Below are 12,836 nucleotides of genomic sequence, written 5' to 3'. Positions count from 1 at the left end.
TACAAATTATCGTACTCTTCAACAGGTACCTCGCGGCCCCTCGACCAGCCAATTTCGGTACCTTTTAAACTAACTGGTCCCCAGTGCACAAACATTCCAAATTTCATGTTTTGGAATTCTTTCAGCAGTTTTTTGTCGGTTTCATATTTTTGTGCCGGGGCATAAATCGTCAAAAAAGACAAAATGACAATTATAACTTGTTTCATTGCTATGAATTATTGATTTCCTCAAATACTTCATTTATTCTTTCCACCACTTTTTTCGCCATCTCCCGGCTGCCATCTTCTGTAAAATGCACATTGTTCGGAAGCTGTAAATCGGCCATCCGGGGCACCATAAAGGCATGAAGGTTGTTGATGAGAATTCCGTTTTTGTTCATGATTTTAACAGCCGCCCGGTTGTATTTTTGCGGCATTCCGGGTTTACGCAACGGGCCCTCCACTGTTTCGGGATAAGGAGTGGTAGTGGCAAAAATGAGTTTTGCGCCGGTGGCTTTTAATTTTTCAACAATTATTTCCAGATTCTTTTTGTACTGTTTGCGATTGGCTTGTTGCGGGTGTTTTGGGTTTTGGCTGTTTTCTCCGGTTACCGGATCCACATGTTTGATGTCATGTAAACCAAAATTAAAATGGATGATGTCCCATTTTTTATCGCCCAGCCAGCGGTCAATGTTTTCAACCCCTTTTGTTGTTCCGGCACAATTTTCAGGTTTCCCGTTTTCCAGCATGGGCCGAAATACGTTTGCTCTCCCTTTCAGATATTCCTGAACAAACGGTGTATATCCAATTGAAATGGAATCGCCCAGAATCAGAACATTCGGTAAATCATTCTGAAAGAAAGTAACCAGTGAATTTGGCCAAACTACGAGAGGCGAAAACATCAGGGTTTTTTGCAGAAAATCTCTTCTTGTAGCCATATTTTAACGGATTAGAATGTCAATGAATTGAAATTGGTTTATTGCTGCTAATCTAATAAATCTGTTTTTGAAAATTACGATTTTGAATGGAATTATCTATTTTAGGCGAAAATAGCTGAAATTGTCTTGTAAAATTCACAAAAAATTCGATTGCAATGCAAACTAAACCAGTCACTTTTTTATTCGTTTTTATCCTTTTTTTTACGTCCTGTAAACAGGAAAAAGTTTTTTGGCCCGAATCAACACAGGAATCGAAACCCTGGTCCCGGTGGTGGTGGCCGGGTAACGCGGTGGATAAGGAAAACATCAGCCGTGAACTGCAGGAAATGGCCGGTGCAGGAATCGGTGGGGTGGAAATCACTTCCATTTACGGCGTTCAGGGAGAGGAAGATCGGTTTATCGAATACCTGACTCCTGAATTTTCGGAAATGCTGAAATTCACCATCGAAGAAGCCAACAAACTGGGAATGGGTGTTGACCTTCCACCGGGAAGTGGCTGGCGCTGTGGCGGACCGTTTGTGACCCGGGAAAAAGGCCTGTGGTCATTGCGAATACACAGTTTTGAAGTGGCTGCCGGAGAAGATTTTCAGGTACCTGTTGAAATTGAAACGGCTGCTGCCCTGTCGTTTGTTGACGAAAATGGTAAAGTAACCATTTTAAGCCCTGAAGAATCATTTACTGCCCCGACAGCCGGAATCGTGTATCTGGCAGAACGGCTAAAAAACCGCGACATGGTGAAACGGGCATCGGAAGGCGGCATGGGCTGGGCCATTGATACGTTTAATGATGAAATTACCGAATGGTACCTGAACGAATTCTGGGAACGTTTAGGGATTGACGAAGGAATGTTGCGCTGCTTTTTCCACGATTCGTTTGAATATACCGGCGATTTTACTACCCATTTTACTGAAGAGTTTAAAAAGCGTCGCAGCTACGATTTGGCAGAATACCTGTATGTGCTGGCGGGTGATTTCAACGATACCGAAACCGTTGCCCGCGTAAAATCCGACTATAGGGAAACCTTGTCGGATTTGGTGCTGGAATCGTTTATTCAACCCATGACCCGTTGGGCGAACCGGCGTGGAAGCATGAACCGCAACCAGGCGCACGGTTCACCCGGTAATATTCTCGATTTGTATGCCGCCTGCGACATTCCCGAAACGGAGATTTTCAGGACTGTTGAACCGGGTACTGTGGATATTCTGGTTAATAAATTTGCTTCGTCGGCTGCGCATGTTACCGGGCAAAAACTGGTTTCTTCCGAAAGTTTTACGTGGCTCGACGAGCACTGGACGGTTACTCCGGCAGATATGATGCGGGCCACCAACCGGTTTTTTCTGGCGGGTGTCAACCACATGTTTTTTCACGGAACCTGTTATTCGCCCGATGATGCCGAATGGCCGGGCTGGCTGTTTTATGCTTCCACACAGATGAATAACCGCAATCCGCTGTGGCATGAAATGCCGGCGCTTTTCCAATACATCGAACGTTCGCAAACCATTATGCAGCAATCCACTCCGCAAAACGACCTGCTGGTTTACTGGCCATATTACGATGTGACTGCCAGCAAAGGCCGGCTGTTTAACAACCTGAATATTGATGGCGGCGACAATGCCCGCTGGTTCCGTGATTATCCGTTTGACAAACTCACACGAAGTCTGCTGGATGCCGGATACAGTTTTGATTATATTTCAGACAAGCAACTGCTGAATTGTCAAACGAAAAAAGGAGAAATTGTAACTCAGGGAAAAACTCAATACAAAGCAATTTTGCTTCCGGAAACGAAATACATTCCGGTGGAAACCTTGCAAAAGCTGACTGATTTTGTTGCTGAAGGCGGGAAAGTTTATTTCGATAAACAGCTTCCTGAAAGCGTTCCGGGAATGTCTAACCTGAAAGAAAGAGAAAAACAACTGGCAGATTTGAAATCATCAGCTGATTTGATTAATTATGTGGGTGATGTTTTCGAATTGCTTGACAATGCAGGAATTTCTGCAGAAAAATCGCTTGCCGAAAAGGGTTTTCATTTCCTGAAAATGAAACGTAATGACGAAGACTGGTATATGGTATTTAATATGGGAACAGAGCCTTTGGACGAGTGGGTGGATTTAAATGCAAAAGCGAAATTATATCTTTTCTATTTCCCTGAAACCGGAGAAATTACCAAGGCTGAAAATCAGGGAAACGCCGTACGCATTCAACTGGAGCCTGAACGAGCGGTTTTTATTCGCTGCACCAATAAAAAAACTGATGCTCCTGATTATGTTTATGTCGAACCAGAAACGGAAGCACAGGAAATTAAAGGAATGTGGAAAATCAGTTTTCTGGAAGGCGGGCCGGTTTTACCTGGCGATATTACAACAGCTGAATTGAAATCGTGGACAGAACCAGGAGACGAAGAAACATCGCGGTTTGCCGGAACAGCCCTTTATGCGGTTGAATTTGACTGGGAAAGCGAAACTTCCACCGGTTTTCTGGACCTCGGCGAAGTGAAGGATTGTGCCCGTGTAAAATTAAACGGAAAAGATTTTGGAACCCTTTTGGGACCCACCTTCAAATTAAAAGTGGACAATCTGCAACCGGGCAAAAACTTGCTGGAGGTTGAAGTCACCAACGTGGCAACCAACCGCATCCGCGATTTGGATATTCGCGGAGTAAACTGGAAAAAATTTCACGACATCAATTTTGTGAATATTGAATACCAGCCGTTCGATGCTTCGGGGTGGGAGGTAAAAGAGGCGGGATTGCTGGGGGATGTGAAAATAACTTCATTAAAATAAACTCGAAACAGGAAGGCACAGGTTATTCCGAAATAGATATTTTTACACCTTTGCGCTTTTAAAAAATTATTGATTAATCTGAAAAAGAATGAAAGAACCGAAAAAGCCTGTTGTATCGAAAAAGGTGTTGCTGCCTTTTATCCTTATTACCAGTTTGTTTGCCATGTGGGGATTTGCCAACGACATTACTAATCCGCTGGTGGCTGCATTTCAGACGGTAATGGAAATTTCCAACGTGAAAGCCGCGCTGGTGCAGTTTGCGTTTTACGGCGGTTATGCCACCATGGCCATTCCGGCGGCACTATTTGTAAAAAAATTCAGTTACAAAAAGGGTATTTTAATGGGACTGGCGCTATACGCAGTAGGTGCTTTGTTGTTTTTTCCCGCAGCTCAATTCGAAATTTTTGGGTTTTTCCTGGTTTCACTTTACATTTTAACGTTCGGACTGGCGTTTCTGGAAACCACGGCCAATCCGTATATATTATCGATGGGAGCGCCCGAAACTGCAACCCGGCGGCTTAACCTGGCCCAATCTTTTAATCCAATGGGTTCCTTACTGGGTATGTTTGTGGCTTCCAATTTTATCCTTTCTGCTTTGGAATCGGACAAACGCGACGCAGCAGGAGAATTAATTTATACCACTCTCGGAGAGGCTGAAAAAGCCGCCATTCGCACCCACGATTTGGCTGTTATTCGCGATCCATACATCATTCTGGGATTTGTGGTGATTGCCATGTTTATTGTTATTTTGGTGGCGAAAATGCCTAAGCGAGCCGGTGCTGATCATACCATTAAAACAGGGGATACATTCCGGCGGCTGTTCAAAAATGTAAAATACCGCGAAGGGGTGATTGCCCAGATGTTTTATGTGGGTGCGCAAATCATGTGCTGGACATTTATCATCCATTATGCTGATAACCTGGGAATTCCAAAAGCCACAGCCCAGAATTACAATATTGTGGCAATGGTTATTTTCCTTTCGAGCCGGTTTATAAGCACCATGCTGATGAAATACCTCAATTCGCGGTTATTGCTGATGGTTTTTGCCATTGGCGGCATGACTACCATAACCGGGGTTATTCTGATTCAGGGAATGGCCGGGCTCTATTTGCTGGTTGCAACCTCTGCTTTTATGTCACTTATGTTTCCAACTATTTATGGTATTGCACTCGAAAATTTGGGCGACGATGCTACTATTGGTGCAGCAGGCCTGGTTATGGCCATTGTTGGCGGTGCTTTAATGCCACCGATGCAAGGCGCTATTATCGATTTGGGAACAGTTGGTTCAATGCCGGCGGTTAACATTTCGTTTGTGTTACCGTTTATTTGTTTTGTGGTCATTGCCATTTACGGTTACAGAACATTAAAAGTACATCCAAAACTGGAATTCAAACAAAAGTGAAATTTGTTACCATAAAAGAGTCTCATTACCTTGCAGATTTATCGGTTTTGAAAAGCCGGCTGGAGTCGGAAGGCATTGAATGCCGGTTGAAAAATGAACTGACAACGCAGGTTTTAAATCATATTCCTGCATTTACGGTGGAATTGCAGGTGCCGGAATTTGATGTTGATCGTGTCCGGAAAATTTTAATTGCATCAGGTGAACTTTCAGGCTCAAAAACTAAACTCGTCTGTCCGGTCTGTGGTTCTGAAAAGATAAAGATGAAATTGAGTCTGAGAAAAAGAATTCAGGTATTTTTTGCAGCAATTACAGCAGCCCTTTTTATGGGAAATTTACCTTTGGATAAGGTTTTTAAAAATGCCCGATACAGGTGTTCAGATTGCGATAATGAATTTTAAAAATAGTTAAAGAAACAGAGGGAAATACTTATAAATATCTTTTCTGTGCAGGATACGAATCAGAATAATCTTTTCTCCGTCCAGTCTGAATCCGATTCTAAAATTTCCTAATCTGATTCGATATAAATTTTTGAATCCCGATAATTTTTTGATTGAAGTGATTTCTGAAAGGTTTTCAATTTGTTTAAGTATCTGAATCAAATTGACAACTTCCTGTTTTTGTTTTTTTTCCAACTTAACCAGATCCTTTTCAAATGACTTGTCTGCAATGATTTTCACTCCGTCAGTTTGTTTATTAATTCTTCCTCAGTCAGGTATTCCCCTGATTCTTCCTGGAGCATGGCATTTGCAAGGGCGATGTCTTCTTTTTCTTCAGAAGAAAGAATTTTAGCTCTGATATTTAACTTTTTGGCCAGTTCAACCAATAGTCTGATGTCAGAAGAATTTTTACTTTCCAGAATAATAGCTTTCATAATGTTTTAATTTGAATTCCAAATTTAATACATTAAGCTTACTTTTATCCTATAAAAACATTAAAGTTTAAAATTGGAAAACACCCGAAAAATAATCCACATCGATATGGATGCCTTTTATGCATCGGTGGAGCAGCTCGATAATGCGGAGTTGAAAGGAAAGCCGGTTGCAGTAGGTGGTTCGCGGGATAGGGGAGTGGTGGCTGCGGCCAGTTACGAAGCCCGAAAGTTTGGGGTACGTTCGGCCTTGTCGTCGAAAGTGGCCAAACGCAAATGCCCGGAACTGATTTTTGTGAAACCCCGTTTTGCCCGCTACAAGGAAATTTCAAACCAAATCAGGGAAATATTCTTTGAATACACCGATTTGGTGGAACCACTCTCGCTCGATGAGGCCTATCTGGATGTAACCTACGCTAAAAAAGGAAAACCTTCGGCTACTCTCATCGCACAGGAAATCAGAAAACGGATTTTTGAAGCGACAAATCTCACCGCTTCTGCCGGCGTTTCCTACAATAAATTCCTGGCAAAAGTGGCTTCCGATGTAAACAAACCCAACGGAATTTTTGTGATTACACCCGGTAAAGCGCAGGAGTTTATTGACAACCTGGAAGTACGCAAATTTTTTGGCATTGGAAAAGTGACTGCCGAAAAGCTCAATAAAATGGGCATCTGGTTTGGACGGGATTTGAAACAAATTGACCGTTTCGAAATGGTTCGGCTTTTTGGAAAATCGGGCAATTACTACTACGAAATTTGCAGGGGAATCGACCAACGTCCGGTAGAGCCATCCCGTGAAAGAAAGTCAGTTGGCGCCGAACAAACGTTTTCAACCGACCTTTTTTTGGAAAATGAACTGCAAGTGGAATTATTTCAAATTGCGGATATCCTTTGGGAACGTTACGAACGGTCGAATGTCAAAGCCAAAACCCTCACGTTAAAATACAAGTACGCTGACTTTGAACAGCACACCCGCAGCAAAACCATTTCTGGCTGGTTCACCACAAAAAATGAACTTGAAGTAGAAGCAGAGCAACTACTTCATTCCGAAAACTTTACCAAAGGCATCCGTTTGCTGGGTTTAACCTTTTCCAATTTTCAGCATGAAGAAAGAAACGAGCCAGTGCAGTTGACGATTGATTTTTAAACCGGTACTGCGGGTGCAGCGGATTCCGATCCGCTGATTAATAGAATGAGCGGATCGGAGATCGCTCCACCCGATCGCGGGAAACCACGCCACCCAAAATTTGCGGTCTTTTGTTTCAGATTTCTTGTTTTTGTCCGTTGTTTCCCTGTGAGCAACTGCCAGCCAAAATACATTTAATCGAGTATTATATGCCAAAGAAAGACTTTGCAAAAAACACTATATTTGTAAAAAAAGTTGATATGAGAACGCTTGCATTTCGGTTTAGTGATATTGTGGATAAAATTTACAGTTTATCCATTGAAGAAAAAGTAGAATTAAAAAATCTGTTAGAGAATAACATTGCCGAAACAAGAAGAAATGAAATAGCTACCAACTACGCAAAGACCCGGGAAGAGGAGAAATCAGGTAAATTAGAATTTCCTTCAGATATCAATGAATTAAAGAATATACTCTGATGGAGTTTTCGTTCAGTAGTTCATTCAAAAAGGCATTCGGAATAGAATTAGAAATTTGTAAATTATGAAAAAACTAAAACGTTTCATCCTTATTCTCCTGCTCATTTTGGTAGCTGGTTATCTTTTAGGTCCAAAACCTCCGAAGCCGGAACTGGACAAAGACCTTCCTTCACTACCGGCCAGTTTAAGAAACATGGAATCCTACATTGAAGAAAAAGAAGCAGAATATAGCATTAGGCCCGACAATGAATCGCGGATAGTTTGGGCAAATGACTCCCTTGTGGAACGCACCGATTTTTGCCTGCTCTATTTGCATGGTTTTTCAGCATCGTGGTACGAAGGTTATCCTGCAAATGTTGAGTTTGCAAAACATTTTGGTATGAATGCTTACTTGCCCCGGCTTGCTTCTCACGGATTAGAAACGGAAGATGCGTTGATTGATATGACTCCCGACAATTTATGGGAATCGGCCAAAGAGGCTTTGATGGTAGCGCGTACTTTAGGGAAAAAAGTCATTATCATGAGTACTTCCACCGGAGGAACGCTTGGTTTGCAACTTGCTGCCGATTTTCCGGAATATGTGGACGGTTTAATTTTATATTCGCCCAACATCAGAATTAATAACGGGGCTGCATTTTTGCTTTCAAAACCCTGGGGATTGCAAATTGGCCGGAAAGTTACCGGCGGAAAATACCGTGTTACCAGCGAAGATTTTGAGTCAAAAGATTGTCAGTACTGGTATTGCAAATACCGGATGGAAGCGGTGATTTTTTTGCAACAACTGGTTGAAGCCACCATGAATAAATCAACATTTAACCGGGTTACAACACCTGTTTTTCTGGGGTATTATTATAAAGATGAAAATAATCAGGATAAAACAGTAAAAGTAAGCTCCATGTTGAAAATGTTTGATCAATTGGGAACACCTTCTGACCGGAAAATAAAAGTGGCTTTTCCCGAAGCCGGCGACCATGTTATTGCCTGTGAAATTACTTCAGGTTCGGTGGATGAAGTCATTCGGGAAACGATTCAATTTGGTGAAGAAGTTTTGAACTTAAATCCGGTCAGGTAATTTTTGAGGCAGCCGGCTCATCGGCAAACCATATAAGTGATCCGTTTTTAGGTTCGATATAATAAGCTGGGAGCAGCCGGGCCGCTTCTTCGTTATTCATTATTTCAGCTAAACGCATCGACTTGTTTTCACCCGTAACCATAAAAAATATCCGGTTTGCATTGTTTAAAACCTTGCCGGTGAGGGTAATTCGGTTTTGTCCGGTAAGCGGATGTTTTGTAGCCACGCAGGTTCGACTTTCTTCAAAAATTTCCAGTTGGTCGGGGAAAATGGAAGCCGTATGGCCGTCGTCGCCCAAACCGAGCAGAACTAAATCGAATACCGGTACTTCACTCCTGTGGTTCAGATTTTTATTCATTTCGGCAGCATACCGTTTGGCTTCTTCCACCGGTGGATTTTCTCCTTTTATCCGGTGAATATTTTTTGAGGGAACCGGCACATGGGAAAAAAGAAAATCATTCGCCATTTTAAAATTGCTTTCGTCGCTGGTTGGTGTTACACACCGTTCATCTCCCCACCAGAAATGAATATGCTCCCAGGGAATATTGTCTTTGTGTTTTTTTGCCAGATTTTTAAACAGTTTTTTGGGCGTATTTCCTCCCGAAAGGGCAATATCGAATCGTGGTCGTGGCGAACCCTCCGTCATTTTTCGGATTTCGCGGGCCACTGCTTTACATACCTTTTTAGGTTTTGAATAAATTTTTACTTCTGTTGACGCTGCCATAATTTCAGATTTTTTGAACTAAATATAGGCTATTTATTTGTTTTTACAATTCACAATATGTCCCGTCGTCCGAAAGGTTTTTGCACGGAAAACGCCATTCTCCTTCCTGAATTAATTTGTCAGAAGATTCTGGTCCCCAGGTACCTGCAGGATATCCGTAAACCGGAATTTTCGGATTATTTTTCCAGGCATTCAGAATGGGTTGTACAAATTTCCATGCCTCCTCCACCGCATCGCCCCGGGAATAAAGTGTAGCATCTCCCTGCATACAGTCAAGAAGTAGCCTTTCGTAAGCCGAGGGCAGGCGAATTTCTGCCAAATCGGAATAGTGAAAATCCATGTTAACAGTTTGAACCTGAAATCCTGCGCCGGGTGTTTTCATTCTGAATTTCAGTAAAATGCCCTCGTCGGGTTGAATACGGATAACCAGTTGATTGTCAACCGGACCTGGCATCCCCATGTTGTTGAACAAATGGTGTGGTACCTGTTTAAAGTGAATGACTATTTCGGTAACCCGTGCCGGAAGCTTTTTGCCGGTCCTGATGTAAAATGGCACGCCACCCCAGCGCCAGTTATCAATAAAAAATTTCATAGCCACAAAAGTTTCAGTTCGCGAATCCGGGTCAACTCCCTGCTCTTCGCGGTAGCCTTTTACCTGGCCACCTTTAATAGTGGAACCGATATACTGACCTCTGACCACATAATCAGTGACCAGTTCTTCAGTAATCGGACGAAGCGATTGAAAAACTTTCACAATTTCGTTTCGGATGGCATCGGCTTCTATTACAACCGGGGGCTCCATGGCAACGAACCCAACCAACTGAAGCAGGTGGTTTTGTAACATATCGCGCAAAGCGCCGGAATGTTCGTAGTAGCCACCACGACCTTCAACTCCAAGACTTTCGGCAGAAGTTACCTCAACCCGTTCAACAAAATTGCGGTTCCACAACGGTTCAAAAATACCGTTGGCAAACCGCGTAACCAACATGTTCTGAACGCTTTCCTTTCCCAGGTAATGGTCGATGCGGTAAACCTGGTTTTCATTAAAGCAGTGCAGTAAATTCTTATTTAAATTCCGGGCCGAATCCAAATCGGTTCCAAACGGTTTTTCCACAATTATCCTTCGGAAATATTTTTCTGATTTACTCAGTTGCTGGTCGGCCAGGTTTTGTGCAATATTTTCGTAAACCGATGGGGGAGTGGAAAGGTAAAAAATATAGTTGGGTGCAATATTTTTATCTTTTCCCAGTTTCTTGATCCGCGATTTTAATTTTATAAAATCTTCTGGTTCGGTTGGGGAAACCGGTTCGTAAAAAAGCAATTTTTTAAACTCTGCAGTTTCTTTTTCTTCCGGCAAAAATTCATCTGCTTTTTTTCTGAAATCTTCATCGTAAAGTTTGGTACGCGACGCTCCCAAAACAGCAAATTTATCGGGCAGCAAATTTTGTTCGTACAAATCAAACAAGGCGGGAATAAGTTTGCGCCGGGTTAAATCGCCCGAGGCGCCAAAAATAACAAGTATATGGTTTTCCGGCTTTTTCATTTTCTATTATTTTCTTCTTCAACACAATAAACAACCACATTGTTTTCAATGAAAAAATAGTGAAATGCTAAATTAACTGGTGGCAATTGTTTGGACAGTTGTCCGGAAAAAAATCCTCCATTAGCATTCAGCTCAAATTTATGAATATTTATTTGTGATTTAAATTCAATTTCAGGCCAAACGGAAAATTTGAATGCCGCCTCTTTGGCACACCAGTACAGCATGCGCTGAAGTTTGGGTTGAGGTGAATTGTTAATGTCATTCAGCTCATTTTCAGAAAGAAATCGGGTTGCAATTTTTTCGGTGTTCCGTTGAATGTTTTCTACATCCACCCCTGCATTTTTTTTTGAAAGCAACACCACAGCCAAATCTGCCGAGTGTGAAATGCTGATAAAATGAGGTGTGTTTTTTAAATATGGTTTTCTGCCGGGAGTGTAACAAATTTCATTCTTTTCGCCAAGCATCTGTTCTAAAAGTAACCGGATAGAAAGGTATTCTTTTTTCCGGATTTCATATTTGAAAGATTGAAATTCTGCTTTTTCTTTTGCTGAAAATCGAAAATTCTGTTGCAGCGCTTTACTGGATTCCTGAAATTTCCAAATTCCTATTTTCCCAATTTCAGTATCGAAAACTTTTGCTTCCGGCATTATTTCCATTTAGTAGTTTCAATAATTTGGACTACATCGCGCTCCAGAAACTCAATTACCGGTTTTAGTGAATCGATATCGGGCGTTGCTCTGATGTAAAGGGCTCCACGTAAAAAGTGCCGGGTACTGTCGGTTAGGAAAAACTGGATGGGAGAAGCAGCATTTCCTTCAATCCGGTAAACGGTGCCGAAAACTTTTTCTTCAGGATTTACAAAAATGCGCTCTTCAATGGCATTGGCTTTTATGGAATGCTTGTAGGCCAGTTCGCGGGATTCCTCCATAAATTCTGCCAGCGATTCACGCGCTGGGTTAGTGTTGTTTTGTAAGTTGTAATACGAAATATGCACTTCGGCTTTATTTTCAGGAATTTCGAGGTTTATCCACCAGGGATGATTCGGATTCTGATAGTCAGGAACAATTTGCACGTATTCAGGAATATCAAACTGATAAGGAAACTGATTATTTATTGGCTGGTATTTTTTTTCGGGGAAACTAATTCGGAAAAACCCCCGGGGTTTGGGTGTAAATTTTTCTTTACAACCCACTGCAAGGATGACCAGAACCAACAGAAAGAGTTTATATTTCATGATGAATTTATTGCCTGATATAACGCAAAAATAAAGGCTTTATTTTATTTTGAATTACAAGTGACAGAATAACAAATATTCATTAACTGATTTGCACGCCAGTTAATGAATATTTTATTTGTAAAACCATTGACTTCAATTCAACGGTTGGTTGGAATTCGAATTTATTGCAGATTTAGAATGGCAAATCATCGTCGCCACCCGGTTCTTCTACTTCAGTTTCATTTGCGTTTTTAAATCCGGCTGACTCTGCTTGATTGCCTCCGTATTGGTTGTTATTATTGTCTCCTTGCTGATTGTCCGGGCGGGATCCCAGCAATTGCAATACATCCGCAACTATTTCGGTGGTGTAGCGTTTGTTGCCTTCCTTATCATCCCACGAGCGGGTTCTTATTTTACCTTCAATATACAACTGACGGCCTTTGGTTACGTACTTTTCAGTTACATCAGCCAGTCCGCGCCAAACAACAATATTGTGCCATTCGGTCGATTCAACTTTGTCGCCATTTTTGGCCACGTAACTCTCAGAGGTAGCTAAAGGGAAGTTTGCAACTGCAACTCCTGAATCGAGATGCCTGATTTCAGGGTCTTTGCCCACATTTCCTACTAAAATAACTTTATTTACTGCCATTTTTAAAATAATTTGGTTAACGATTTAAAAATACAAATTCTGAATTTAAGTTTTCCCGATTTAG

15 protein-coding genes are annotated in these 12,836 nt (G+C 41.8%); 6 read left to right on the top strand and 9 right to left on the bottom strand.

What is annotated here, in order from left to right; all coding sequences use genetic code 11:
- Window positions 1-206, bottom strand: a 206-nt coding sequence (locus tag ACESMA_RS20300; protein WP_372950706.1) for an alpha-L-fucosidase, incomplete at its 3' end; no start/stop codon positions are given.
- 2 nt (window positions 207-208) lie between these two features.
- On the bottom strand, window positions 209-916 hold the full coding sequence (locus ACESMA_RS20295; protein WP_372950705.1) for an SGNH/GDSL hydrolase family protein: 708 nt from the start codon (window positions 914-916) through the stop codon (window positions 209-211).
- A gap of 155 nt (window positions 917-1,071) precedes the next feature.
- Here ACESMA_RS20295 and ACESMA_RS20290 point away from each other — a divergent pair, with 155 nt between their 5' ends.
- From ACESMA_RS20290 to ACESMA_RS20280, 3 genes are all read left to right on the top strand, one after another.
- The gene (locus tag ACESMA_RS20290; RefSeq protein WP_372950704.1) at window positions 1,072-3,696 is read left to right on the top strand and encodes a glycosyl hydrolase; all 2,625 of its coding nucleotides are present in this window, start codon (window positions 1,072-1,074) and stop codon (window positions 3,694-3,696) included.
- 88 nt (window positions 3,697-3,784) lie between these two features.
- Window positions 3,785-5,098: an L-fucose:H+ symporter permease gene (fucP, locus tag ACESMA_RS20285; protein ID WP_372950703.1), complete on the top strand. Its 1,314-nt coding sequence runs from the start codon at window positions 3,785-3,787 to the stop codon at window positions 5,096-5,098.
- Window positions 5,095-5,496 carry a DUF2007 domain-containing protein gene (locus tag ACESMA_RS20280; RefSeq protein ID WP_372950702.1) on the top strand — a complete coding sequence of 134 codons (402 nt, stop codon included), beginning with the start codon at window positions 5,095-5,097 and terminating at the stop codon, window positions 5,494-5,496. Before fucP ends, ACESMA_RS20280 begins: the two co-directional genes overlap by 4 nt.
- 6 nt (window positions 5,497-5,502) lie before the next feature.
- Here the strand turns inward: ACESMA_RS20280 and ACESMA_RS20275 are convergent, their stop codons facing one another.
- Both ACESMA_RS20275 and ACESMA_RS20270 read right to left on the bottom strand, forming a co-directional pair.
- Entirely contained in the window at window positions 5,503-5,775 is a 273-nt protein-coding gene (locus ACESMA_RS20275; protein WP_372950701.1) for a type II toxin-antitoxin system RelE family toxin, read from the bottom strand.
- Window positions 5,772-5,969 (bottom strand): hypothetical protein, encoded by a 198-nt coding sequence (locus tag ACESMA_RS20270; RefSeq protein ID WP_372950700.1) that lies wholly within the window; start codon window positions 5,967-5,969, stop codon window positions 5,772-5,774. The genes ACESMA_RS20275 and ACESMA_RS20270 overlap by 4 nt, the downstream gene beginning before the upstream one ends.
- A 73-nt stretch (window positions 5,970-6,042) precedes the next feature.
- Here ACESMA_RS20270 and dinB point away from each other — a divergent pair, with 73 nt between their 5' ends.
- The 3 genes from dinB (at window position 6,043) to ACESMA_RS20255 (ending at window position 8,640) form a co-directional block, all read left to right on the top strand.
- Window positions 6,043-7,113, top strand: coding sequence for a DNA polymerase IV (dinB, locus tag ACESMA_RS20265; RefSeq protein ID WP_372950699.1), 1,071 nt, complete (start codon window positions 6,043-6,045; stop codon window positions 7,111-7,113).
- A gap of 188 nt (window positions 7,114-7,301) precedes the next feature.
- On the top strand, window positions 7,302-7,568 hold the full coding sequence (locus ACESMA_RS20260; RefSeq protein WP_372950698.1) for a hypothetical protein: 267 nt from the start codon (window positions 7,302-7,304) through the stop codon (window positions 7,566-7,568).
- Between the two features lie 64 nt (window positions 7,569-7,632).
- On the top strand, window positions 7,633-8,640 hold the full coding sequence (locus tag ACESMA_RS20255; protein ID WP_372950697.1) for an alpha/beta hydrolase: 1,008 nt from the start codon (window positions 7,633-7,635) through the stop codon (window positions 8,638-8,640).
- On the opposite strand, the gene pgl is transcribed toward ACESMA_RS20255, so the two are convergent.
- From pgl to ACESMA_RS20230, 5 genes are all read right to left on the bottom strand, one after another.
- A complete protein-coding gene (gene pgl / locus ACESMA_RS20250; RefSeq protein WP_372950696.1) occupies window positions 8,633-9,364 on the bottom strand; it encodes a 6-phosphogluconolactonase in 732 nt (243 codons plus the stop codon). The genes ACESMA_RS20255 and pgl overlap by 8 nt on opposite strands.
- Before the next feature lie 43 nt (window positions 9,365-9,407).
- Complete coding sequence (gene zwf / locus ACESMA_RS20245) at window positions 9,408-10,907, bottom strand: glucose-6-phosphate dehydrogenase (RefSeq protein ID WP_372950695.1); 1,500 nt, start codon at window positions 10,905-10,907, stop codon at window positions 9,408-9,410.
- Window positions 10,904-11,554, bottom strand: a complete 651-nt coding sequence (locus tag ACESMA_RS20240) for a 4'-phosphopantetheinyl transferase family protein (protein WP_372950694.1) — start codon at window positions 11,552-11,554, stop codon at window positions 10,904-10,906. The genes zwf and ACESMA_RS20240 overlap by 4 nt, the downstream gene beginning before the upstream one ends.
- Window positions 11,554-12,141 (bottom strand): gliding motility lipoprotein GldD, encoded by a 588-nt coding sequence (gldD, locus tag ACESMA_RS20235; RefSeq protein ID WP_372950693.1) that lies wholly within the window; start codon window positions 12,139-12,141, stop codon window positions 11,554-11,556. The genes ACESMA_RS20240 and gldD overlap by 1 nt, the downstream gene beginning before the upstream one ends.
- A 175-nt stretch (window positions 12,142-12,316) precedes the next feature.
- Window positions 12,317-12,772, bottom strand: a complete 456-nt coding sequence (locus ACESMA_RS20230) for a single-stranded DNA-binding protein (protein WP_372950692.1) — start codon at window positions 12,770-12,772, stop codon at window positions 12,317-12,319.
- Window positions 12,773-12,836: the final 64 nt, after the last annotated feature.

Origin of the sequence: Mariniphaga sp., from assembly GCF_041687215.1 — a bacterium.
Taxonomy (GTDB): Bacteria; Bacteroidota; Bacteroidia; order Bacteroidales; family Prolixibacteraceae; genus Mariniphaga.
Note: the sequence above shows the minus strand (reverse complement) of the source record. Positions and strands in the feature narration are given on the sequence as shown.

Bases quoted from the DNA above. Each gene is read 5' to 3' on its own strand.
- ACESMA_RS20295 (WP_372950705.1), bottom strand. From the start codon at position 916: ATGGCTACAAGAAGAGATTTTCTGCAAAAAACCCTGATGTTTTCGCCT.
- ACESMA_RS20290 (WP_372950704.1), top strand. From the start codon at position 1,072: ATGCAAACTAAACCAGTCACTTTTTTATTCGTTTTTATCCTTTTTTTT.
- fucP (WP_372950703.1), top strand. From the start codon at position 3,785: ATGAAAGAACCGAAAAAGCCTGTTGTATCGAAAAAGGTGTTGCTGCCT.
- ACESMA_RS20270 (WP_372950700.1), bottom strand. From the start codon at position 5,969: ATGAAAGCTATTATTCTGGAAAGTAAAAATTCTTCTGACATCAGACTA.
- ACESMA_RS20260 (WP_372950698.1), top strand. From the start codon at position 7,302: ATGCCAAAGAAAGACTTTGCAAAAAACACTATATTTGTAAAAAAAGTT.
- ACESMA_RS20255 (WP_372950697.1), top strand. From the start codon at position 7,633: ATGAAAAAACTAAAACGTTTCATCCTTATTCTCCTGCTCATTTTGGTA.
- pgl (WP_372950696.1), bottom strand. From the start codon at position 9,364: ATGGCAGCGTCAACAGAAGTAAAAATTTATTCAAAACCTAAAAAGGTA.
- zwf (WP_372950695.1), bottom strand. From the start codon at position 10,907: ATGAAAAAGCCGGAAAACCATATACTTGTTATTTTTGGCGCCTCGGGC.
- ACESMA_RS20240 (WP_372950694.1), bottom strand. From the start codon at position 11,554: ATGCCGGAAGCAAAAGTTTTCGATACTGAAATTGGGAAAATAGGAATT.
- gldD (WP_372950693.1), bottom strand. From the start codon at position 12,141: ATGAAATATAAACTCTTTCTGTTGGTTCTGGTCATCCTTGCAGTGGGT.
- ACESMA_RS20230 (WP_372950692.1), bottom strand. From the start codon at position 12,772: ATGGCAGTAAATAAAGTTATTTTAGTAGGAAATGTGGGCAAAGACCCT.